The 23,248-nt window shown below is 64.2% G+C and carries 19 protein-coding genes; 8 read left to right on the top strand and 11 right to left on the bottom strand.

Annotation, left to right across the window (positions count from 1 at the left end; genetic code table 11):
• Window positions 1-12: 12 nt before the first annotated feature.
• Window positions 13-486 (top strand): RbsD/FucU domain-containing protein, encoded by a 474-nt coding sequence (locus U5709_RS10535; RefSeq protein ID WP_321973361.1) that lies wholly within the window; start codon window positions 13-15, stop codon window positions 484-486.
• Window positions 487-586: 100 nt separating this feature from the next.
• Here U5709_RS10535 and ybaK read toward each other — a convergent pair whose 3' ends face one another.
• Both ybaK and uvrA read right to left on the bottom strand, forming a co-directional pair.
• Window positions 587-1,078 carry a Cys-tRNA(Pro) deacylase gene (gene ybaK, locus U5709_RS10530; RefSeq protein WP_321973360.1) on the bottom strand — a complete coding sequence of 164 codons (492 nt, stop codon included), beginning with the start codon at window positions 1,076-1,078 and terminating at the stop codon, window positions 587-589.
• A gap of 2 nt (window positions 1,079-1,080) precedes the next feature.
• Complete coding sequence (uvrA, locus tag U5709_RS10525; RefSeq protein WP_321973359.1) at window positions 1,081-3,957, bottom strand: excinuclease ABC subunit UvrA; 2,877 nt, start codon at window positions 3,955-3,957, stop codon at window positions 1,081-1,083.
• Between the two features lie 355 nt (window positions 3,958-4,312).
• On the opposite strand from uvrA, the gene U5709_RS10520 reads away from it, so the two are divergent.
• The 7 genes from U5709_RS10520 (at window position 4,313) to U5709_RS10490 (ending at window position 10,496) form a co-directional block, all read left to right on the top strand.
• Window positions 4,313-5,329: a macro domain-containing protein gene (locus U5709_RS10520; protein WP_321973358.1), complete on the top strand. Its 1,017-nt coding sequence runs from the start codon at window positions 4,313-4,315 to the stop codon at window positions 5,327-5,329.
• 131 nt (window positions 5,330-5,460) lie between these two features.
• Window positions 5,461-6,072 (top strand): hypothetical protein, encoded by a 612-nt coding sequence (locus U5709_RS10515; protein WP_321973357.1) that lies wholly within the window; start codon window positions 5,461-5,463, stop codon window positions 6,070-6,072.
• 98 nt (window positions 6,073-6,170) lie between these two features.
• Window positions 6,171-6,770 carry a helix-turn-helix domain-containing protein gene (locus U5709_RS10510; RefSeq protein ID WP_321973356.1) on the top strand — a complete coding sequence of 200 codons (600 nt, stop codon included), beginning with the start codon at window positions 6,171-6,173 and terminating at the stop codon, window positions 6,768-6,770.
• Complete coding sequence (locus U5709_RS10505; protein ID WP_321973355.1) at window positions 6,691-7,359, top strand: ATP-binding protein; 669 nt, start codon at window positions 6,691-6,693, stop codon at window positions 7,357-7,359. The genes U5709_RS10510 and U5709_RS10505 overlap by 80 nt, the downstream gene beginning before the upstream one ends.
• 389 nt (window positions 7,360-7,748) lie before the next feature.
• Window positions 7,749-8,774, top strand: a complete 1,026-nt coding sequence (locus U5709_RS10500) for a LacI family DNA-binding transcriptional regulator (RefSeq protein ID WP_321973354.1) — start codon at window positions 7,749-7,751, stop codon at window positions 8,772-8,774.
• 186 nt (window positions 8,775-8,960) lie between these two features.
• A complete protein-coding gene (locus tag U5709_RS10495; RefSeq protein ID WP_321970543.1) occupies window positions 8,961-9,770 on the top strand; it encodes a gluconate 5-dehydrogenase in 810 nt (269 codons plus the stop codon).
• 84 nt (window positions 9,771-9,854) lie between these two features.
• Window positions 9,855-10,496, top strand: coding sequence for an RpiB/LacA/LacB family sugar-phosphate isomerase (locus U5709_RS10490; protein ID WP_321970544.1), 642 nt, complete (start codon window positions 9,855-9,857; stop codon window positions 10,494-10,496).
• A 192-nt stretch (window positions 10,497-10,688) separates the two neighbouring features.
• Here the strand turns inward: U5709_RS10490 and U5709_RS10485 are convergent, their stop codons facing one another.
• The 9 genes from U5709_RS10485 to U5709_RS10445 all read right to left on the bottom strand — a co-directional run bounded on the left by U5709_RS10485 (window position 10,689) and on the right by U5709_RS10445 (window position 23,237).
• Window positions 10,689-11,048 (bottom strand): hypothetical protein, encoded by a 360-nt coding sequence (locus U5709_RS10485; RefSeq protein ID WP_321970545.1) that lies wholly within the window; start codon window positions 11,046-11,048, stop codon window positions 10,689-10,691.
• 24 nt (window positions 11,049-11,072) lie between these two features.
• Window positions 11,073-11,969 carry a sugar phosphate isomerase/epimerase family protein gene (locus U5709_RS10480; RefSeq protein WP_321973353.1) on the bottom strand — a complete coding sequence of 299 codons (897 nt, stop codon included), beginning with the start codon at window positions 11,967-11,969 and terminating at the stop codon, window positions 11,073-11,075.
• Between the two features lie 2 nt (window positions 11,970-11,971).
• Window positions 11,972-13,204, bottom strand: a complete 1,233-nt coding sequence (locus tag U5709_RS10475) for a glycoside hydrolase family 105 protein (RefSeq protein WP_321970547.1) — start codon at window positions 13,202-13,204, stop codon at window positions 11,972-11,974.
• 404 nt (window positions 13,205-13,608) lie between these two features.
• Complete coding sequence (locus U5709_RS10470) at window positions 13,609-14,268, bottom strand: SGNH/GDSL hydrolase family protein (protein WP_321970548.1); 660 nt, start codon at window positions 14,266-14,268, stop codon at window positions 13,609-13,611.
• Window positions 14,265-16,439 carry a pectinesterase family protein gene (locus U5709_RS10465; protein ID WP_321973352.1) on the bottom strand — a complete coding sequence of 725 codons (2,175 nt, stop codon included), beginning with the start codon at window positions 16,437-16,439 and terminating at the stop codon, window positions 14,265-14,267. The genes U5709_RS10470 and U5709_RS10465 overlap by 4 nt, the downstream gene beginning before the upstream one ends.
• A 232-nt stretch (window positions 16,440-16,671) precedes the next feature.
• A complete protein-coding gene (locus U5709_RS10460) occupies window positions 16,672-18,267 on the bottom strand; it encodes a glycoside hydrolase family 28 protein (RefSeq protein ID WP_321970550.1) in 1,596 nt (531 codons plus the stop codon).
• 108 nt (window positions 18,268-18,375) lie between these two features.
• The gene (locus U5709_RS10455; RefSeq protein ID WP_321970551.1) at window positions 18,376-19,935 is read right to left on the bottom strand and encodes an MFS transporter; all 1,560 of its coding nucleotides are present in this window, start codon (window positions 19,933-19,935) and stop codon (window positions 18,376-18,378) included.
• Window positions 19,936-20,198: 263 nt separating this feature from the next.
• On the bottom strand, window positions 20,199-21,683 hold the full coding sequence (locus U5709_RS10450) for an altronate dehydratase family protein (protein WP_321970552.1): 1,485 nt from the start codon (window positions 21,681-21,683) through the stop codon (window positions 20,199-20,201).
• A gap of 36 nt (window positions 21,684-21,719) precedes the next feature.
• The gene (locus U5709_RS10445) at window positions 21,720-23,237 is read right to left on the bottom strand and encodes a tagaturonate reductase (protein WP_321970553.1); all 1,518 of its coding nucleotides are present in this window, start codon (window positions 23,235-23,237) and stop codon (window positions 21,720-21,722) included.
• Between the last annotated feature and the right edge of the window lie 11 nt (window positions 23,238-23,248).

The following is a 23,248-nucleotide window of genomic DNA, read 5'->3' as shown; positions in this document are numbered from 1 at the left end:
GAAGGAAATGCCATGAAGAGAAGAATCCTCAACGAACGCCTTGCCGCCATCGTCGCAAGCCTGCGCCACGGAGAAATGCTGTTCATCGCCGATGCCGGAAGCGGCACCTCGGCCAAGGCGCTCTACCCACTCGACCCGAGCGTCGAGTACCTCGACCTCGGGGCGGTCGCGGGATCGCCAAGCTTCCAGGACATCGCGGGGACGCTCGTCGAGGTCGGCGACTTCGAGTCGGCCATCGTCACCGACATGATGCCAGAGGTCAACCCCAAGGACTATGAGTTCGTCGTCGGGCTCTTCGGCGAGGACAAGGTGACCCGCATGAGCTACATCCCCGACTACTATGAGCTGCGCGACCGTTGCCGGGCGGTCATCCAGACCGGCGACTACGGCGTACACGCCCAAGCGATCCTCGTCGCGGGCTATCCCAGCGACGACATCCCTATGGAATGGCTCTGGCACGGCATCCGCCGACGGACCGATGCGTAGACAAGAAAGGCACGAGACCCTACCGACCTGAGATAAGCGCCGGGCATCTCCCCTCGTAACTTGGGGAAACGCCCGGCGCTGAGCGTTTGGCGTCCGCTTTCTACCGCGCAATGTCGACGAACTTGGCGCCGAGAAGCTCAGCCAAGGGCTCGGGAGCCACACGAAGCGAGAGCCCGCGGCGGCCTCCGGAGATCCCGATGGCGTCGAAGAGCTGGGCCGTCTCGTCAAACAGCGTCGGAAAGAGCTTCTTCATGCCGATGGGCGTGCAGCCGCCGCGGACGTAGCCGGTCACGGCCTCCAGGTCCTTGATCGGCATGAGCGAGAGGGACTTCTCCCCTGCCGCCGCAGCCGCGCGCTTGAGGTCGAGCTCGCAGGCCACCGGGATGCAGCACACCACGTGGTCGCCGCTCGGCGCCGCGCAGACCAGCGTCTTGAAGGCCGAGTCCGGGTCCTCCCCAAGCTGCTCGGCAATACGCACGCCGACGCCGCGCGAGATATCGTCCTCGACGACCTCCTGCGCCTCATACGGAATGCCCGCCCGGTCCAGCTCCCGCATCGCGTTCGACTTCTGCAGCTTCTCTTTCTTTGCCATGACTACTTATCGGCCTTGGCGCGGGCGAGGTCGCGCTCGAGGATGCGGGCGAGGAACTGGCCGGTGTAGCTCTCGGGGACCTTGGCGACCTGCTCGGGCGTGCCGTAGGCCACCACCGTGCCGCCGCCGTCGCCGCCCTCGGGGCCCATGTCGAGCACGCGGTCGGCCATCTTGATCACGTCGAGGTTGTGCTCGATCACGAGCACGGTGTTGCCAGCGTCCACCAAGCGCTCGAGCACCTCGATTAGCTGGCGCACGTCCTCGAAGTGCAGGCCCGTCGTCGGCTCGTCCAGGATGTAGAAGGTCTTGCCCGTCTGCTGGCGGTGGAGCTCCTTGGCGAGCTTGACGCGCTGGGCCTCGCCGCCGGAAAGCGTCGTGGCGGGCTGGCCGAGGTGGATGTAGCCCAGGCCCACGTCGGCCAAGGTCTGCAGCTTGCGCTTGATCTTTGGGATGTTCGTAAAGAACGCGAGCGCCTCGTGGACGGTCATGTCGAGCACGTCGCTGATGGTCTTGCCGTGGTACTTGACCTCGAGCGTCTCGCGGTTGTAGCGCTTGCCGTGGCACACCTCGCACGGCACGTAGACGTCCGGCAAGAAGTTCATCTCGATCTTGATCTGGCCGTCGCCCTTGCAGGCCTCGCAGCGGCCGCCGCTCACGTTGAACGAGAAGCGCCCCGGCCCGTAGCCGCGCATACGGCTCTCGGGCACCGACGCATAGAGCGCTCGCAGGTCGTCCCACAGGCCGATGTAGGTCGCCGGGTTCGAGCGCGGCGTGCGGCCGATGGGGCTCTGGTCGATGTCGATGACCTTGTCGATGAGGTCGATGCCCTCGATCTTCTTGTGCGGGCCGACGGCTCGCTTGGAATGGTGCACGGCGTTGGTCAGCGCGGGCGCAAGCGTGTCGGTGACAAGCGACGACTTGCCCGAACCGGAGACGCCCGTGACCACCGTGAGCGTGCCGAGCTCGACCTTTGCCTTCACGTTCTTGAGGTTGTTGGCCGCGGCGCCGGAGATCTTGATGGCGCCCCTGCGCGGGTTGCGGCGCTTGGCCGGCAGCTCGATCTGCTTCTTGCCGGTAAGGTAAGCCCCGGTGATAGATTCGCTCGATGCGGCGATCTGGTCCGGCGTGCCGGCTGCCACCACGTGGCCGCCGAGCTCACCTGCGCCGGGCCCCATGTCGACGACATGGTCCGCGGCGAGAATGGTGTCCTCGTCGTGCTCGACCACGATGACGGTGTTGCCCTGGTCACGCAGGCTCTTGAGGGTCTCTATCAGGCGGTCGTTGTCGCGCTGGTGCAGGCCGATTGAGGGCTCGTCCAGGATGTAGAGCACGCCCATGAGGCCCGCGCCGATCTGCGTGGCGAGGCGGATGCGCTGGGCCTCGCCGCCGGAAAGCGTGGCCGCCGCGCGCGAGAGCGTGAGGTAATCGAGGCCGACGTTCACGAGGAAGCGCAGGCGCGCCAGGATCTCCTTGACCACGGGCCCCGCGATGAACCGCTGGCGGTCGCTCAGCTCGAGCCCCTCGAAGAAGACGAGCGCTTCTTTGCACGAGAGGTCGCAGACCTGCTGGATGGACCTCTCCCCCACCGTGACGGCCAGGATCTCGGGCTTGAGGCGCGCGCCGTGGCACGTGTCGCACGGCACCTCGCGGATGTACTTCTCGAGGTGGGTGCGCATGGTCTCGCTCGTGGTCTCCTGGTACTTGTCGAAGAGCACCTTGCGCACGCCGGGAAACGTGGTGAACCAGTGCGTGTTGCGGCCGTCGCGCGTGAGGTAATCGACGCGGATCTTCTTGTCGCCGAAGCCGGAGAGCAGGGCCTCCTGAGCCTTTTTGGGCAGGTCGCGCCAGGGGGTCTCGTCCGAGACGCCCAGGTGCGCGCACGCCGCCGTGAGGACCTGCGGCCAGTAGTTGGAGTTGCCGAAGAGGCTACCGAAGACGCCATCGGCCACACAGAGCGAGGGGTCCTCGATGAGCGCCTCGGCGTCCACGATCTTGCGGAAGCCCAGGCCGTCGCAGTCGGGGCAGGCGCCGTAGGGGGCGTTGAACGAGAAGTCGCGCGGCTGCAGGTCGTCCATGGAGTGGCCGTGCTCGGGGCAGGCCAGGGCGAGCGAGTATTGCAGCAGCTCGCCGGGCATATGATCGGGGTCGTCGCGGTCGGGCAGCAGCCAGAACCAGACCTTGCCCTGGGAAAGCTTGGTCGCCTGCTCGACGGCCTCGGCGATGCGGCCCAGGCTGTTCTCGCGCACCACGATGCGGTCGCAGACGACCTCGATGGTGTGCTTGATCTGCTTCTCGAGGCGGATCTCGTCGCCTGTAAGCTCGTGAACCTCGCCGTCGATGCGGACGCGAGAGAAGCCCTCGCGCGCAAGGTCCTCGAAGAGCTTGGTGTACTCGCCCTTGCGGCCGAGCACGACCGGCGCGAGCACGAGGGCACGGCGGCCCTGGGCGTGCTCGAGCACGCGGTCGGCCACCTGATCGGTGGTCTGGCGAGCGATGACGCGCCCGCACTCAGGACAGTGAGGCGTACCTATGCGCGCGTAAAGAAGGCGCAGGTAGTCGTAGATTTCCGTGACCGTGCCCACCGTGGAGCGCGGGTTTTTCGACGTGGTCTTCTGGTCGATGGAGACCGCCGGCGAGAGGCCGTCGATGGAGTCGAGGTCGGGCTTATCCATTTGGCCCAGGAACTGGCGAGCGTAGCTGGAGAGGCTCTCGACGTAGCGGCGCTGGCCCTCGGCATAGATGGTGTCGAAGGCGAGCGACGACTTGCCCGAGCCGGAGAGGCCCGTGATGACGACGAGTTTGTCGCGCGGGATGTCGATGTCGACGTTCTGCAGGTTGTGCTCGCGCGCGCCGCGGATGACGATGGATTCCTGGGCCATGTGCTTCTCTCCCCACGTGTGATTTAATGGCCTGATTCTAGCACGGATGTTCGCAATTTCTGGCCGCTTTGCGCGAATGGGGCGCAAATCATCGCTGCACCACGGCAAAACGGCGGTGCCCATAGGCTGCCGTTCTGCGAAAAACAGGGATGGCGGCAGTTTTTCGCGCCCCGCCCGAGTAGGCTTCTCTTTACGCCGGACAAAACCGCAGGTAAACAGCCTGCACGAAAATCGGCTACTCGGACCAAGACCGGAAAACTGCCGCCATCCCTGTTTTTTGCGCGGATGGCGCGCCGCGGCGCACCTATACTTGCGGGCAAAAGCGCATTCGAGCAGTCGCCCGGGAGGAGCAGCCATGCCGTTTTCCATTGTTCGCAACGACATTGCGCGCGTGAGCGCCGACGTGGTGGTCAACGCCGCAAACGAACGCCTGCTCGCGGGCGGCGGCGTCTGCGGCGCGATCTTTGCCGCCGCAGGGCACGACGAGCTGCAGGCGGCCTGCGCCAAGGTTGCCCCCTGCCGCACCGGCCACGCCGTCTCGACCCCGGCCTTCGGTCTCGGCGCGCGCTGGATCGTACATGCCGTGGGCCCGCGCTGGGTGGACGGCAAGCACGGCGAGAAGGACCTGCTGGCCTGCGCCTATCGCTCGGCGCTTGCGGAGGCCGCACGCCTCGGGGCAAGAAGCGTCGCTGTGCCGCTCATCTCCGCAGGGATCTTCGGCTTCCCTCCCGCGGCGGTGCTCGGCATTGCCTGCGACGAGATCCACGCGTTTCTTGATGACGCATCGAGCAACGACATGCAGGTCACCCTGGTCGTCTTCGACCGCAAGGCCTTCGCGCTGAGCCTCGGCGAGTACGACGAGGTGGCGGCCCTTATCGACGACGAGTACGTCGACGAGCGAAGCATCCGCGACCGCGCGGCCGACCTCGAGTGCTCGATGGCGGTCTTCGTCAACGAGGCGATGCCGATGGCCGCCCCGGTCATGGGCGCCTTCGACAGCTCCGAGCTCGCCGACATGCTCGAGCACCTGGACGCCTCGTTTGCAAGCACGGTGCTCGCCCTCATCGACGCGCGCGGGCTCACCGACGCGCAGGTCTATAGGCGCGCAAACCTCTCGCGCCAGTTGTTCAGCAAGCTGCGAAAAGACAACGGCTACCGGCCCACCAAGCAGACCGCCGTGGCGCTGGCCGTGGCACTGGAGCTCTCGCTGGACGAGACTGAGGACCTGCTCGAGCGGGCGGGGCTCGCGTTCTCGCCCAGCAGCAAGTTCGACATCATCGTCACGTACTTCATCGAGCACGGCCGCTACGACATCTACGAGCTGAACGCCATGCTCTTCGCCTTTGACCAGCCGCTTCTTGGATCTGCCTAACGCACGTGCGGGCGCCGGCCGGCGGATTCGCGCAGATGTCGCTTGGCAGTTTACCTATGACACAGGACCGCCCCCTATCTTGAGGGTGTCGCGCGGGGATAGGCCCCGCCGCCCACTCAAAGGAGGCCATCATGGCAAAGGAGAACCTGACCGAGCTCGTCTTCATCCTCGACAAGAGCGGCTCGATGGCGGGCCTCGTCGACGACACCATCGGCGGCTACAACGCGCTTCTCGAGAAGAACCGCGAGGCCGAAGGCGAGGCGCTCGTCTCGACGGTGCTGTTCGACAATTCCTCGGAGGTGCTGCACGACCGCGTGGACATCGCGAAGGTGAAGCCCCTCACCCGCAAGGACTACCTGCCCGGCGGCTGCACCGCCCTCCTCGACGCCGTGGGCGGCGCCATCGCCTACCACCAAACCGTGAGAAAGATCCTGCCCGCCGAGCTGCACCCGGCGCACACCCTCTTCTGCATCACCACCGACGGCTACGAGAACGCGAGCTGCCGCTACGACTACAAGCAGGTCAAGCGCATGATCGAGGCCTCCAAGGAGCGGGGTTGGGAGTTCATGTTCCTAGGCGCCAACATCGACGTGGCGGCCGAGGCGGGAAAGCTCGGCATCGACGCGGACTGCGCCGTGGCCTTCGAGGCGTCCGTCACGGGCTGCGCCATGGCCTACGACGAGCTGTGCATGGCCAGCATGGCCGTCCGCGACGGCCGCGGCGCCAAGAATCGCCGCGCGTAGGCTGTGCGGGGCGGCCTCAGTTGCGCCTCAGTTGCACCTCACTTGCAATTGCAAGTGAGTCGAAGTGAGATTGAAACTGAGGACCAACGGAGCAGGTCATGGACGCAGAAACCTTTGAAGCCATAGTCGAGCGCCTACGCAAGCAAGGCACCGACGACGGCGAGTTCGAAGTCAAGGAAAGCGCGGCGAAGCTCTCGTCCGACATCTGGGAAACCGTGAGCGCATTCGCCAACACGACGGGCGGCGTCATCATTCTGGGGCTGAGCGAGCGCAACGACTTCACGCCCGTCGACAACTTCGACAGGGCTGCCGTTGAGGGCGCATCGGAGGCCGACTTCGGCAAGACCCTCATCGCGCGGACGTTCGACAGGGCCTACGACCTGGCCCCGCGTTCCATGAAGGGCGCCGACAACAACTGGGAACGGCTTGAGCGGCTCAATTTCATCGACGAGAAGGGGCACGTCACCAAGGCGGGGCTTCTCGCCGCCGGCAGCTACCCGCAGCAGTTCTTCCCAAGGCTCGTGGTCGATGTCGAAGTGCACCCCCGGGCTCGAGAAGGGCACGCCCGGGGCACCGCGCTTCACCGACCGAACCGTTTGCGAAGGCACGATCGGCGAGATGGTCGCGGACGCGGTTGCCGCCATCGCCAAGAACCTGCACAGGCGGTCCATTGTCGTTGGCGCCAGCAGAATCGATGAGCTCGAGATCCCCGAGGAGGTCATCCGAGAGGCCGTTGCGAACGCGTTGGTCCACCGAGACTACAGCCCCCGCCACGACGGCCAGGCGGTCTCGGTCGACATCTTCGACGACAGATTAGAGATCCTGAACCCAGGGGGCCTCTACGGCACAAAGACGCGCGAGAACCTCGCCGACGGCACCTCTTGCTGCCGCAACGCAACGCTCATGAAGCTGATGAGCCTGGTGCCCCTCCCCGCGGGAGCCGGATTGCCCGCAGAAGGCAACGGCTCCGGCGTGCCGATGATGATCCGCGAATGCGAGCAGCGCGGCATCCGAGCGCCTGAGTTTAGACCCGCGCTCGACAGCTTCAAGGTCGTGCTGGCAAGGCCGACGTATGAAGGGGGCGACTCGAAGCTGCGCGCCTACGACGGAAAAGACCTCGCCTCCGTCTTTGGTCCGGATGAGGAGCTCTCCTCCAAAGAAATCCAGGAACGCACCGGCCTGAGCATCGGCCAAGTTCGGTATAGGGTCAGGACGATGGTCGAGTCCGGCGAGCTGGCGGCCACCGCTGCCACCACCAGCAGGGACAGAAGATATCGCCTGGCATAAACGGCCGCCTGCCACGAGCGACAGTCATTGGTGACAGATGGCCAACACCGTCTGCAAAACGATGCGTCAAACCCCGAACGGCGACGAATCGCCCGTGAACGGCGAATTGATATGTGATTTCTCGTTGCAGGCTTTACAAGGTGAACGTTCACTCTATACTGAAAGTCAACCTTGCGCGACAGGATGCGACTCCGCAAACGTGAGGAACAAGCAGACCGCGGGCCCGCCCCTCGTAGGCCGTGCACGGACTCTCCCATGCCATGCGACCCGTACACGGTATCTCCGACTCCCCCGACGAGGGGCGGGAAGCGGCCATTTCTATGGCGAATCAAAGCTCCTGGCAAACTGGTTTACAATTTAGGTTCCCAAGCCGCACCCCAGGAGACCACATGCCCCAGAACCCGACACCCGCGAAGAAGCGCCTCACCATCAAGCAGATCGCCGAAATGGCGGGCACGTCGAAGACGACCGTCTCCTTCTACCTCAACGGCAAGACCGACCGCATGTCGGACGACACCCAAAAGCGCATCGCCCGCGTCATCGAGGAGACCGGCTACGAGCCCTCCCCGCTCGCCCGCGGCATGAACGCCAAGGAAAGCAAGCTCATCGGCGTCATTATCGGCGACATCACCAACGCCTTCGCCAACCAAATCGTCAAGGGCATCGACGAGGTCATCTCGGCCGAGGGCTACCGCATGCTCGTGTGCAGCTCCAACTTCAGCAAGCAAAGCGAGCTCGCCTACATCGACCGCCTGCTCGCACTGGGCGTCGACGGCTTCATCGTGCAGCCGACCGCCCAGTTCAAGGAGATCACGCGCCAGATCAGCGACGCGAAGAAACCGCTCGTCTTCATCGACTCCAAGCTCTACGACTTCGCGTCCAGCTGGGTGAAGACGGACAACTACGAGGCCTCTTACCGGGCCATCGAGGCCTGCGTCCAGAAGGGCTACCGCCGCTTCCTCGTGGTCACCGCCGAGCCCGGGCTCATCTCCAGCCGCGTCGAGCGCATGAGCGGCTTCGTCGACGCGCTGGAGAGCCACGACATCGGGTTCTCGCAACTCGTCATTGACGACGAGCGCGTGGACGAGGAGAAGCTCGGGGCGTTCCTCAAGGCAAACATCGACGGCTCGACGCCGACGCTCGTCTTTGCCCCCAACTGTTGGGCGCTGCCGGAAATCTACAAGTATTGCCGTGACTACTACGGCCTCATGCCCGAGCACGTGGGGCTCCTCGGCTTCGACAACACCGAATGGGCGAGCGTGGCCTCCCCCTCGGTCTCAGTCGTCGTCCAGCCCGCCCGCGAGGAGGGCGCCACTGCCGCGCACATCTTGCTCGACGCCATCGGCGAGAAGGGCGAGGCGGACCCGCACCAGGTACTCGACTGCCAGGTCCAATGGGGCGACACCACGCTGTAGGCGAGCCGCGGGTTGCGGGTCGCAGCGCAAACGTTTATAAACCGTTTTACCGCGAAATTATGAAGATGTCGCAATCTGCGAAGTAAACCGTCACTATTTTCCCTGCTAGTTCTTGACAAAACCGGTTTACCATTCGACACTGTTTCCAGTAACCTATTTTCACAGCAATTGATTGGAAGGATGAACATGACAAACGTTCTCGACAGCTTCCGTCTCGACGGTAAGGTGGCCCTCGTCACCGGCGCTACCTACGGCATCGGCATGGCCATCGCCGAAGCCCTCGGCCAGGCCGGCGCAAAGATCGCCTTCAACGCCCGCCACGCCGAAAAGGTCGCCGCGGCCGAGGCCCACTACAGGGAGGCCGGTCTCGAGGCCAAGGGCTTCGTGTGCGACGTCACCGACGAGGCCCAGGTCGTCGAGCTGCTCAACAACATCGAGCACGCGCTCGGCTCCAAGCCCGACATCCTGGTCAACAACGCCGGCATCATCAAGCGCATCCCCATGTGCGAGATGAGCGTCGATGAGTGGCGCCAGGTCGTCGACACCGACCTCACCGCCCCCTTCATCGTGAGCAAGGCCTGCATCCCCTCCATGGTCGAGAAGGGCCACGGCAAGATCATCAACATCTGCTCGATGATGAGCGAGCTCGGCCGCGAGACCGTCTCCGCCTACGCCGCTGCCAAGGGCGGCCTCAAGATGCTGACCCGCAACATCTGCTCCGAGTTCGGCGAGGCCAACATCCAGTGCAACGGCATCGGGCCTGGCTACATCGCCACCCCGCAGACCGCCCCGCTGCGTGAGCGTCAGGCCGATGGCAGCCGCCACCCGTTCGACGCCTTCATCGTGAGCAAGACCCCGGCCGCCCGTTGGGGCACGCCCGAGGACCTCATGGGCCCGGCCGTGTTCCTGGCCTCCGACGCCTCGAACTTCGTGAACGGCCACGTGCTCTACGTCGACGGCGGCATCCTGGCCTATATCGGCAAGCAGCCCCAGTAATCGACGCTGCCGCCGACCGCACCTCGTCACTAGTGGACAAAGGGACAATCCCTTTGTCCACTCCCATGTCAAAGGAGATATGCAATGAAGATCGCCCTCATTAACGAGAACTCCCAGAACGCCAAGAACCCCATGATCGAGGCCGCCCTGAAGAAGGTCGTCGAGCCCATGGGCCACACCGTCTACAACTACGGCATGTACGCCGACGCCGACTCAAAGCCGCTGACCTACGTCCAGAACGGCATCCTGGCCGCCGTGCTGCTTAACTCCGGCGCCGCCGACTACGTCGTGACCGGCTGCGGCACCGGCGAGGGTGCCATGCTCGCCTGCAACTCCTTTGCCGGCGTGCTCTGCGGCCACGTCGCCGACCCCCTGGACGCCTACACCTTCGCCCAGGTCAACGACGGTAACGCGGTTGCCATGCCCTTCGCCCTCAAGAACGGCTGGGGCCAGGAGCTCAACCTTGAGTACACCTTCGAGAAGCTCTTCGGCTTCGGCTCCGGCAACGGCTACCCGGCCGAGCGCGTCGAGCCCGAGCAGCGCAACAAGAAGATCCTCGACGGCGTCCGCGCTGTGACCATGCGCCCGGTCGTCGACGTCCTCGGCGAGCTCGATCAGGACCTGGTGAAGGGCGCCCTGGCCGGCGAGCACTTCCAGGAGTACTTCTTCGCCAACGCCACCGACGAGGCCCTCATCGCCAAGGTCAAGGAGCTCCTCGGCCTCTAAACACAACCTCTTGCGGCGACCCCCGCCGCAGTGGCCCCCCACTGGTGCGCGGCACGCTGGAAACAACGTGCCGCGCACCTTTTTTGCGAGCCGCGAAGCCGCAACAAAGAAATGCGCCCGCCGGAAAGCCTCCGACGGGCGCTCAATTGCATGCAACGTTTGCGGAACGACCTATGCAGCCCAGACCGTGGCCTATGCGCGCTCCCCCACCGTGCCCATGATCGCGTTGATGGTGCGGCCGAGGAAGAGCGCTGACACGATGGTCATCGCGCCGAAACCCGAGATGTCACGTAAGATCAGCAGCGACCCAACGATGGACGCGACCACGTGGCTCACGTCGAAGACGACCTGCGGGTTCACCAAAATCGGGCTCGCGATGAAGTCGACCAGATACCTTATCGAGAAGGCGAGGATCACCTCGAGCAGAATGCGCGCCTGGAACTTCCGGTGCAGGATAAGCGCTTGGCAGCCGATGTAAATCGCGTAGCGAAGCGCCGTGTGGGCCCAGTCAATGGATTCTTCTTCGGTTTTGGTGACGAGCAGGGGTTTCAAAACGAAGGGTTGGCTTCCCGGTGGTTAAAGTCCGAGCAGGTAGTCGCGGCAAGAAGCGTTGGTCGCGGGCGTCGAGTTCTCGATGACGCAGTCGATGCCGGGGTGGTTCTTGCGAGCCCAGTCGGCTATCTGTGCGAAGTCGAACGCGCCCGTCTCGCCGGCGCCGTGGCACACGAGGCGGCTGCCGGAGCCGTCGCACCAGCCGTCCGAATCCTCATTATCCACGACCTCGTAGTCCTTCGCATGAAGGACGCGAATCGCGTCGCCGTTGAGCTCGAGCATGCGGGCCACGACGTCGGTCGACTTGGCCGCAACGGTGGGGTGCAGCAGAGAAACGCCGTCGTAGATAACGCCGAGCGAAGGCGACGACACGCGGTCGAGCACATCGCGGCAACGCTCGGGGGTGTTCACGACCTCGTTCCAACCCGGCTCGATAAGCATCGGCACGCCAGCCTCCTCGGCCATGGCGCACACCTTGGCGAGACCCGCGCAGAACGCGTCCATCGCCTCAGCGCTAAAACGGTCGTCGGCCACCTTGTTGCCAGTGTTGGGGCGGCCCGTCTCGGTGCCGACGGGGCAGCCGCCGAGAAACGCCGCGAAGTGCAGGCATGCGGCGTACTCCTCAAGGTTATCGGCGAGCTGGGCCGCGTCGGGAGTGGCGAGGTTCTTGTAGCAGCCGAAGACCGCCACGTGGACGCCCGCCTCGTCGAGAACGCCGCGCAGGTGCTCGGCGAACTCGAGCGTGAGGCCCGTGCGGTCGATGCCGTAGCTCTTGAACATGACCTTACTCGGCAGCTGGATGCAAGTAAAGCCCAGCTCACCGGCCATGCGGATGCGCTCCTCGACGTTACCTTCCGGCAGGTCGTGCAGGCGGACGCCGACCGAGAAGGCCGACGTCGGGTTGGTGTTCGTCTGCGCCACGACTAGGCCTTCTTCCCGTTGATGCCCGGGGTGTAGCCGCCCCAGGGGTCCTCGGTGGAACAGCAGCCGGCGGGGCTCGAGGGGTCGACGGCGCCGTCAAGCTTGTCGTGCTTCATGACCTCGATGTAGGCGAGAACGAGCGGGGCCACGCCCTTGGCGTCGTTCTTCACAATGGGCTCGCGCATGTAGTAGTCGAAGGTGCCCTCGCGGTGGGTGTTGTTGCCGAGGCCGGCGACCAGACAGATGTTGTCGAGCGCGAGCTGGCCGTCCTTCTCGGAGAGGCAAGTCTCGCAGACGCCGTCGAACGCGCGGCGGCCGTACTCGTAATAGCGCTCAGGCAGGACGCCAAGGCGGCAGCCCTTCATGATGGCGTTGGCGAAGATGGCGCTACCGGACTCTTCGAGGTAGTTCGGGGCGATGTTGGGCAGGTTGATGACCTGGTGCCACATGCCGGTCTTCTCGTCCTGATAGGGCAGCATGGAGTCGATGAGGTCGGCGAACATCTCGCGCAGGCCGTTCTTCTCGGCCGACATCGAGGGCGGCATGAGCTCCCAGGTGTCGATAAGGGCCATGGCGAACCAGCCCTCGGCACGCAGCCAGAAGTTCTGGGAGAGGCCGGTCACGGGATCGCACCAGAACTGCTTCTTGGAGGAATCGTAGGCGTGATAGTACAGGCCATTCTTCTCGTTGCGCATCAAGCTGTGAACCACCTGGAACATGTGGTAGGAGTCTGAGCAGGCGCGACGGTTGTGGAACGAGAGCTCATACTGCATGTAGAACGGCTGGGCCATGTACATGCCGTCAAGCCAGATCTGGTTGGGATAGACCTTCTTGTGCCAGAAGACACCCTCCTTGGTGCGGGGCTGGCACTCGAGCTGGCCGTAGATGGTGTCCATGGCCAGGCGGTACTTCTCCTTGCCGGTGAGCTCGTAGAGGCGATAGAGGGTCTTGCCAGCGTTGACGTTGTCGAGGTTGTACTCAAGCGGGTCGTAGTGCTTGATGGTGCCGTCTTCCTGCACGAAGAAGTCGATGTAGCTGTCGGCGAACTCGAGGTAGCGCTGCTCGCCCGTGATCTCGTGGAGCTCGATCAGGGCCTTGATCATGCAGCCGTCGATGTAGTTCCAGGTGTTCTCCTTGCCGGCGCGGATCTTCTCGATGTTCCAAGCGGGGGCCTGGGGCGTCGAGGTCTCGATGAGCTGGCTGATGTAGCGGTCCAGAATCTGGTTACAACCCATAGTGCTTTCCCTCTCCTCGTGGCGCAGTCGCGCCGTTAGGGTGAACGTTAACCCTAACTCTACGAGTTCGCCGCATCGAATCTACTCTCAGCAAAGAAACAACGGGGCAGACGGCATATTTGGACGGTAAACGGCAGGTGTCGCCTGCCGCGGCGGTCGAAACGACGGCCCAAAAATCCACTAGTCGAGGTTATGCACGATTAAATGCGAAATCGCTGAGTACATGGGCTAATGTCAATCGTGTTTCCGCAGGTAAATACTTTGGCTGTTTGCGGGTCTACTCGTCGCATTCGAACTAAATCGTGCATAACCTCGACTTGTCGCACAAAACGCCCGCCGAGAAGCGATTCGGCGGGCGTTTTGCGGCACTTCCCCGCGTGATTTGGGCGTCAGCGGCCTCTTGCCTAGAGAATCGCGCGCAGACCGGCGGCAATGCGGTGCGCGAGGCGCTCGTAGCCCGCCGGCGAGTAGTGCAGGCCGTCCGGCATGTAACGCTCACGGTGCTCCGGCAAAAAAGGAGAGACGCCACTGCCGGTGTACAGGTCGATGACGGGCAGCGAATAGTAGTCGGCCACCTCTCGCACCGCCGCTACGTAAGACTCCTGGGTAAGGCCGAGGTGGTTCTGCTCGAAGCTGCCGGGGATATCCTTCTCGTGCTTGCCGGAGGTCTTGCACGGGGTGAGGACAACGAGGCGCGCCTCAGGCGAGCGAGCCGAGATCTCGCGAACAAGCACATCGAGGGCACCGTAGAACTCGTGCGGATCGGTGGAGCCCATCTGGCCAAGAGGCACATTGCGACTGAAGTCGTTCACGCCGCCAAAGAGGATGTAGACGTCGGCCGTGGCGTCGATGCCGTCGAGACGCTCGACGAAGGAGTCGTCTCGGTCCGCCTTGATGGCCAAGCGCGAGCCCTTGATGCCGAAGTTCTCCACCGTGGCGCCGTCGAGCAGCGCGCTCAGGTGAGAAGTCCAGCTGATGGCAGGGCCGCCCTCGCCGGTGCCGTTATCGCCCCAGGTGGTGGAGTCGCCGAAGCAGCAGATGGTCAGCTCACTCAAGTTCTTCATCGTTCGTCGTCCTTTCTTGCCTGGCCGTCGAGCCAAGCAATTTCTTTCTCCAGGTTGTTAACACCGAGGTGGTGCCCGCCCGGGCAGACCTCGTGGGCCAGGTTCTCGCCATGGCCGAGCAGGGCATACGCCGCACGGGCAACGTCAAGCTGCTCATCCACATTGGCCAAGCCACGCGGGCCATTAAGGTGATCTTCCTCGCAGCTCTGCACCAGCAGCGGGCGCGGCGCGATAAGCGACGCGATGTCGCCCATGTCGAAGAGGCGCCAGAGCCCGGGCACGTAGTTGCACGCGCAGTTGCCGTTGAGGTGAAGCAGCGCATCGGCGTATCCGTACAGATAGCCCGAGATGAAGGCCTTCTTCACGCGTGGGTCGAGCGCCGCGAGGTAGAGGGTCTGTTCTCCCCCGCCGCTGAACCCGAAGCAGCCCAGCTCGCTCATGCAGACGTCGCCGCGCGCCGCGAGGTAATCCACGAGGCGCATGAGGTCCCAGGCGTTCAGGCCCGCGACCGAGAGGCCCAGGGGCTCGGCCATCTTCGCCTGGTTGGCGCAGGTGCCGCGCAGGTAGAGCTGCTCGTCGTCTCCCTGGCCCTTCCAGTCGCGGCGCTCGCCCCATCCGCGCGAATCGGGGCACGCGACCACGTAACCCATACGCGCGAGGCGCAAGCCGTAGTCGTAGTTGAAGCGGCGAACGGCGTCGTCGGCCGCGGGGACGCCCATCACACCCGCGATCGAGTCCTTGCCCGCACCTTGGTGGCCGTGAGGAGCGATCCAGCAGAGAGCGCGTCCGTCCTCGCCGCGTTTAGGCTTGGCAGGCTCGAGCAGGTAGAACGGCATCCAAACGCCGGGCTCGGTAAGAACGGCCATCTTGGTGCGCGTAATGCCGCCGCCGACCTGCGCATGCTCGAGCACCTGCGACTCAGCGTCGCAACGCTCCAGCAGCGAGACGCCGAGAAGATCTGCCAAGCGCTCGCGGCAACGGTCGCGCCACGCGAGCCAGTCGTCCGCCGATGAGCCCTCAAACGCCGCCGACCGGCCGTCGCGCGAAAAACGCCGACGCATCGCCGGCTCGTCCTCGAAGTACGTCTTTATATGCAGGGTGCGACCGTTGTCGGAGAGCCGCGCCGTCTCGACCGCCTCGTCCTCGCCCCCCACGGGGTCCCAGCCGTCGTCACCTGCGAGCACCGCCGATCGAGAGAAGCGCTCCTCGTCGGCAGGGGCAATCGCATGTGCCCACTCGGGCCACGCCGCCATGCTCGCGGACGGCCCGTAGAGCTTGCCGCCTGCGAGCAGGCTCGCCTCGTGTGCAGCCGGCTTGTTCCAGTCCCACCAGCCCTCAGCCTTGATGTGGGGCCCAAGCCAACAGTCGAGAAGCACCGTCTGCGCGAAGTCTCGCCAAGGACGTCCCAGGTAGACGGTGTCGTCGGCTACGCCCTCCCCGGCCGTAAAGGAGCAGCCTCGAAACACGAGGCCGTACGGCTCGCCCTCGGGCGTGGATGCCGCAGTCGCGTAGCCGTTGACGTCCATGTTTCGGTTCAGCGAGCGGATCTCGCAACCGTCGAAGTACGTGCGCCCGCCGCCGAAGATGAAGTCCACGTCGCCGGCGATGAGACAGCGGCGGAAGTACTGGCGCCCCACGACGCGCGGCGCGAACTGCTTGGGGCCGATGAACCCGCCCGGCTTGACCTCGCGCGGCGGCAGCGGTCCCACGAACAGCGTGTCCTGGCGCCCGAGCAGGCGGCAAGAATCGACCACGAGGCGGTCGCCGTCGGCGTAAAGCGCAAGTCCCTGTCCGACCTCGCGGCCATCGCCCGCGTCGTTCTCGATGGTCAGGTTGCGCAGCGTGACGTCCGCCGCATCGACGAACATCGTGTACGTGCGGAAGGTCCCGAGTTTGCCATCGATGCCCGAGCCGTCGCCGGACTCCATAAAGGCGCCCAGGCCATAGACGATGCGAACGCTCTCGGCCGTCTCGCCGACGAGCGTCACGTTCGGACGGGCGATCTCGACGCGCTCGCGGTACTCGCCGGGCGCAACGCGGATCTCAACGGGCACCGAGTCGTCCGGCACCTGCTCGTAAGCCGCCGAAAGCGCCGCGCTCACCGTGGGGTACGCGCCCGGTACCCCGGCGCGCCCCGTCGCAACCTTATAGACCGCCTTTTTTGACCCCATAAGCGTTCCTCTTTTCGCTTCGCGCGCCTTTTCCATTTTAAAAATGAGATGTGCGAGTAGCCCTCTTTGCTCAATTGGGCAAACGTGGCCAAAATCGCCTTGGCTACTCAGCAAACCCAAATTTATAGTGAGAAAAGTCGCTCGTCGATGCAAAATACCTTGCAAAAAGGGCGGCATGGCGCGATTTCCTCTCGCCATGCCGCCCTTAAACCAGCGCGGTTGCCGTCTTGTGCTACGAGCGGACGACCTCGTCGACGTTCTCGAGCTGCATCTCGTCGCCATCCTGGCCCTCGACCACCACGTTGTGCAGGTCGAGCACCTTGACGTTCTGGGCGATGATGCCCTGGCGGACCATCGCGTCAACGCCGCAAGCCATGGCGGGTACGGCCGGCTCGGCATCGGGCGAGAAGGTGACGTGCACGTCCTCAAACTGCAGGCGCGTGACCTTGCTCTCGGGCAGGCCGGTGATGTAGGCGGCCGCCGCGTGGCAGTTCGTGGCCTCGATGTCGCGGAAGGTCGTCACGCCGAAGCCCGGGGTGCGCTCGTCAACGGGCAGCGCCTCGCGATTCTGGACGTAGTCGGTCTTGCCGTCCTTGTCGCAAAAGTAGAAGGAGTTCACGACGAACGGGGTGAGGACCTCGTCCATGCGGATGTGCTCGAAGGTGATGCCCTCGTTGACGGCGTCCTTGCCGCGGCCACGGCGGGTCTTCACGCGAAGGCCACGGTCGGTGCGCTCGAAGAGGCACTTGCTCACGGAGAGGTCCTTGATGCCGCCCGCGGCCTCGGAGCCCAAGACGACGGCGCCGTGGCCGTCGTGCATATAGCAGTGAGCGACCAACATGTCGTGCATAGCCGGGCGCAGCTCAGGCTCGATGCCAAGCTTGCCGCTCTTGATGGCGATGCAGTCGTCGCCCACGGAGAAGTGGCAGCCGAGCACGCGCACGAAGCCGCAGCTCTCGGGGTCGAATCCGTCGGTGTTGTGCGAGTTCTTCGGGCCCTCGATGGAGAGGCAAAGGGCGTCGATGTGCTCGGAGAGGATCGGGTGGATGTTCCAAGCGGGGCTGTTGCGCACGGTGAAGCCGGCAAGGCCTATGTTCTCGCACTCAGACAGGAAAATCATGCGCGGACGTGCGATCTCGCGGCCCTCCTCCGGGCGATAGATGTTCTTGAAATCCTTGTTCCACCAGTTGTCCTCGGCAAAGTCGGTCTGGCCGTCGATGGCGCCGCGGCCGTAGATGTTCACGTCATGGACGCCCATACCGGTGAAGGTGGAGCAGTAGGTCGAGAAGCCTTCGCCCTCCCAGCGGCCCATCGGCGCGAGGCCGCTGCCGTTGTAGCCCTCGCCCTTGTTGCCGTGAAGGGTCTGCGGCAGGTACGCGAGCGCCGCGCGGTCGTGGCGGGCGAGCAGCTGGGCGCCCTCGGCGAGCTCGATGTTGATGCCGCTCTTGAGGAAGAGGGACTTGATGCGGTAGTTGCCGGCGGGCACGAGCACGCGACCACGCTCGGGGCAGGCCATAATGGCAGCCTGGATGTTGATGGTGTCGTCGTGCTCCCCGTCGCCCTTGGCGCCGCAGTCGCGGACGTCGATGGTGAAGGACTCAGAGGGCGTAGCCACGCCCACGGTGAGCTCGCGCTCGCCGCAGACAAAGCGCACGACGTTGCGGCAGCCGGGCTTGAGGCCGTCGACGTAGGTCTCGACGCGGTTCGTCTCACCGGCGGCCTCGTCGTTGACGAAGACCTGCCAGGTGTCCTCGGTAGTAAAGTACCCGCCGTCGTCAAGCTCGATCACGGCCGCGCGGGCGCAACGCCAGATAACGCTTGTTTCCATGTCCTTCTCCTTTATTTGGATGGTTGGCCGAATCCTATCGTCGGCCTTGATAAAAAAGGCCGCGCCGCAGGCAAGCGACGCGGCCAGTTGGTTTAGGCGAGACTCGTGTTAGGCAGCGGCCTGGATGGAATCCTCCTGGTAGCCAACGTTGTTGTGGCCGAAGCACTCCTCGTACTTGAAGCCGGAGAGCTCCTCGCAAAGCTCCTTGACCTCGGGCTCGACGTCGGACATGAGGCCACCCTCCTTGACGCGCTTGACCTCGGCGCAGAGCATGTCGCACTGCTCCTTCTCGATGTGGATGGTCTTGCCAAGGATGCAGGCGACGATGAAGCAGCCGGCGCAGCCGATCAGCATGAAGGCGCAGATGGAGACGGGCACAGAGATGGGCTGCACGATGTCGGCGGAGTTACCGGAGGACTTGATGAAGCCGCAGACACCGAGGACGAAGGCCCAGGCAGAGGTAGCAAAAGCGGAGACGATCTGGTCGACGAACTTCTGAGCGGCGGAGTAGATGCCCTCGCGACGACGGAGCGTGATGAGCTCGTCGATATCGGGCATGTAGTTCAGGGGGACGTCGAGCAGGTACTGGAAGCCGACGTAGAAGAACTTCCAGATGCCGAAGATGATCGGGTAGGCGATCATGCCCACGGCAGCGTCAGAGATGCCCATGATGTGGCCGGCAGCGAAGACGTTGTAGGCAATGATGCAGGCGGCGGCGCCGAGGGTAGAGACGTACCAAGGCTGGTGGAAGCCCTTCTTGGCCATCCAGGCAACCCAGACGACGGTGCAGACGATAGCGATGATCTTACCGGGCATCTCCATGACAGCCTCATAGGACTTGGCGATGCCGAGGGAGTAGACGATGAAGAACGAGAGGCACGCGGACCAGCAGGCAGCGGCGAGCTTCATGAACGCGTAGGGAGCAAGAACCTTGCGGAAGGAACGGTTACGGAAGGTGGAGAGAACGTCGACGACGAGTTTCTTGACGGCCTGGCCAACGCCCTCGATCTTCTCCTGAGCGACCTCCTCGGGGCCACGCTCCCAAGTGGAGCAGTAGACGATGATGAGGGAAACGACCATGATGGAAGCGTTGATGGAAGCGATGATGAAGTAGGGCTGGGGGCCGGTCTCGCCGAAGAGACCGAAGCCGAAGCCGACGAGAGCGGCCATGGCGAAGCCGGAGACGTTACCGAAGATGTGCTTGAAGCCGGTAAGGTAGGTGCGCTCCTCGTAGTCGTCGGTCATCTCGATGGTGAGCGGCGCGAGGTTGGAAGAAGCGAAGGTGTACGCGATGTTGTACACGATGTACAGGAACAGGTAGTACGGGAAACCGAACGGCGTGACCGTGAAGATCAAGGGCTCGGCGATCATCATCGGAATGGCGATGAGCAGCCAGAAACGACGGCGACCGAACTTACGACCCACCGCAGTGGAGTAGAAGTTGTCGGCGATGAAGCCCAGGACCGGGGCGAGGAACGCGTTCAGGTACACGGCGGCTGCGGCGACGGCAGCTGCCTCAGCGCCCGAAAGGCCGCACTCCGTGGACAGGAACATGACCATGTAGCTGTGCGTGAAGGTCAGGGCGCCGGAGTTGAGCATGCCGCCCATACCGAATCCCAGACGGGTCCAGAACGTAATCTTTCTCTTTTTGCCGAGTTTGTTGAACATTGGGGCCTTCCTTTCCTTGTTCGGCATTGCAATTGTTTACGGGGTGAACGTTAACCTTAGTATCCACGTTTCGAAGCTGAAGGTGAACGTTCACTTCACATTTCTCTGTGAACGGTAGGTGATATGCGGCGAACGTTAACCCACACCAGTAGCGAAACTTTTTCGCATACGGAGGGCCTGCAGCGCATTCGAAGGCACATTATGCCTTTTACATGCGCGAACAGGCCCTCTTAAGAACAAAACTCAGCGATCCGCGCGGCGCCTTAGAGGCAGACGCCGTCCTTCCAGATGCTGATCTCGTGGCAGCCGCGGCGCTCGGCACTCGTCAGCTTGCCACTCGCGGTCTGCAGCACGAGGTCCCAAAGGCCGCGCGCCGCCTCGTCGATGGTGGCCTCACCCGTCGCCGCTACGCCGGCGTTGAAGTCCATCCAGTTGGCCTTGTGATCGCACAGGCGCTGGTTGGTAAAGACCTTGAGCGTGGGGGCCGGCGCGCCGAAAGGCGTGCCACGGCCGGTCGAGAAGAGAATCACATGGCAGCCGGCGGCGGTGAGCGCCGTGGTAGAGACCATATCGTTGCCGGGGCCACAGAGCATGTTGAGGCCGTGCTTCTTCACGCGGCCGGCGTAGGGCAGCACATCGACGATGGCCGCCGAGCCGCCCTTCTGGACGCAGCCGCAGCTCTTGTCCTCGAGGGTGGTGATGCCGCCGTCTTTGTTGCCGGGGCTCGGGTTCTCGTAGACGACCTCGCCGTGGCTGATGAAGTAGTCCTTGAAGCCGTTGAGCATGTCGGAGGCGGCGTTAAACACGTCCTCGTCGACGCAGCGGTCAAGCAGGATCGACTCGGCGCCAAACATCTCGGGCACCTCGGTGAGCACAGAGGTACCGCCGCGGGCCACGACCATGTCGCTCACGCGGCCGATGGTCGGGTTGGCGGTGATGCCGGAGAGACCGTCGGAGCCGCCGCACTTGAGGCCGATGACGAGCTCGCTCGCGGGGATAGGCTCGCGGGAGGCCTTCTTGGCAAGATCGGCGAGCTCAGCGAGAATCTTGTGGCCCTCGACCTGCTCGTCGGCCACGTCTTGGCAGGTGAGGAAGCGCACGCGCTCGTGGTCGTACTCCCCCAGCTCGTCGAGAACCTGCTGGTGGGTGCAATTCTCGCAGCCGAGGCTGAGGAAGAGCACGCCCGCGGCGTTCGGGTGACGGGAAAGCGCCACGAGCAGGCGGCGCGTCTGCGCGTGGTCGGCGCCCGTCTGGGAGCAGCCGAAGGGGTGCGGGAAGTAATAGACGCCCTCGAGCGTGCCGTCCACGAGGTCCTGGGCGCCCTCGCACATGGCGTGGGCGACCTCATTCACGCAGCCGACCGTGGGGATGATCCACAGCTCATTGCGGGTGGCCACGGAGCCGTCGGCGCGACGGAAGCCGTCGAAGCACTCGGGCTCCACGGCCTCGAGCTCAGGGTGCGTCGGGTGGTAGCTGTACTCGACCTCGCCCGAGAGGTTCGTCTTCACGTTGTGGGTGTGCAGCCACGAGCCGGCGGCCACGTCGCAGGTCACGTGGCCGATGGGCAGGCCGTACTTGATGACGTCCTCCCCTTCCGCGATGGCGCGGACGGCCATCTTGTGACCCTGCGGGATGTCCTCGGCGGCGATCACGGAGCCGACACAGGGAACGTCCACGGAGGTGCCGGCGGGCAGCGGCGCCAGCGCGACGATCACGTTGTCGACGGGGTTAATCTGGATGGTGTTCATCTTCCCTCTCCCAATAAAGCGCAGATAAACAGCCGATTATTCGACGAGCGCGGCGGCGTAGGCGGCCTTGGCGCCCTGGGTGCGGGCAACGGCGAGCTGACTCGCGACGAAGTCCTCGAGGCCAGCGATGGCGGTCAGGTCCTCGCCCCACATCTGCTCGTTGGTAAGGACGCCGTGCACGAGGTCGGCGTCGGCATCGCCTTCGTGCTCGGCGTAGTAGTCGAGCACGAAGGCGTCGTCCTGGGCCACGTAGGCGGCGCCGTCGGGGCGGCGAAGGTGCAGGCCGTCGGCCTCGCGGCCGCTCATGCCCGTGGTGTAGAAGGCAATGAGGGTGGCCAGGCTCGTGGCGAGGCAGCGCGGAAGCTTGCCCTCGGCGGCCACGTAGTCTTTGAGGGTCGGCAGGTCGCGGGCGCGCCACTTGGCCGTAGAGTTGAGGCAGATGGAGAGCAGCTGGTGGTCGATGAAGGGGTTGTCGAAGCGGTTCTGCACGGCGGAGGCGAACTGCTTGCAGTCCTCGACGTCCAGGTCGGCGGCGAGCGTCGGGATGACCTCGCTATAGAGCATCTTGTTCATGAAACCGCTCACAACCTCGTCGTGCATGCAGTCGCGCACGATGTCGAAGCCGCCGAGCCAGGCGCCGGGGACGAAGCAGGTGTGGGCGCCGTTGAGGATACGGACCTTGCGCTTCTTGTACGGGGTCACGTCGGGGGTCACGAAGACGCCGGGCAGGCCCGCCTTGACGAACGGGAGCTTCTCGGCCAGGGACTCGTCACCCTGGATGCCCCACATCTGGAAGGGCTCGCGGACGGCCAGGAACGGGTCGTCGTAGCCCAGGCGCTCGGCCACGCGGGCGGCCTCGGCGGCGTCGCGGATGCGGCCGGGGACGATGGTGTCGACGAGGGTGGTGCAGAAGGTGCACTCGTTGTCTAGCCAAGCGTCAAAGTCGCTCTCCCAGCCCCAGTCCTCGATATGTTTCTTCACAATGCGCAGAAGCTCAGCGCCGTTATGGTCGATGAGCTCGCAAGAAAGGACGATGACGCCCGGCTTGCCCGCGGCATAGCGCGCGTGCAGCACCTGGGCGAGCTTGGCGGGGAAGCTCGCGGGCGGCTCATCATCGGCCTTGCAGGTATCGTCGTAGGCAATGCCGGCCTCGGTCGTGTTGGAAACAATGATCTCGAGGTCGTCGGAAACGGCGAGCTTCATGATCTCGGCGTAGTCCTCGGCACGGTAGGGGTTCACGCAGCGGGAGCAGGAGCTGATGAGACGGGTCTCATCGACGGTCTCCCCGTCCTGCTTGCCGCGGACGAGCACGGTGTAGAGATCGTCCTGGGCGTTGATGCCGTCGGCGAAGCCGTAGTTGCCGCTGATGGGCTGCACCATAACGATGCGGCCGTTCCAGCCGGTGAGCTCGTTGGCGATGTCGAAGTAGCGGTCGACGAAGGCGCGGAGGAAGTTGCCCTCGCCAAACTGTAGGACCTTCTCGGGGGCGTCAGCGGGAAGAACGTATCCGGTGTAGCCGATCTTCTCGAGCGTGGCGCGGCTCAGGGTATCCATGTGGTTATCTC

Origin of the sequence: Paratractidigestivibacter sp. (genome assembly GCF_963660155.1) — a bacterium.
Taxonomy (GTDB): Bacteria; Actinomycetota; Coriobacteriia; order Coriobacteriales; family Atopobiaceae; genus Paratractidigestivibacter.
Note: the sequence above shows the minus strand (reverse complement) of the source record. Positions and strands in the feature narration are given on the sequence as shown.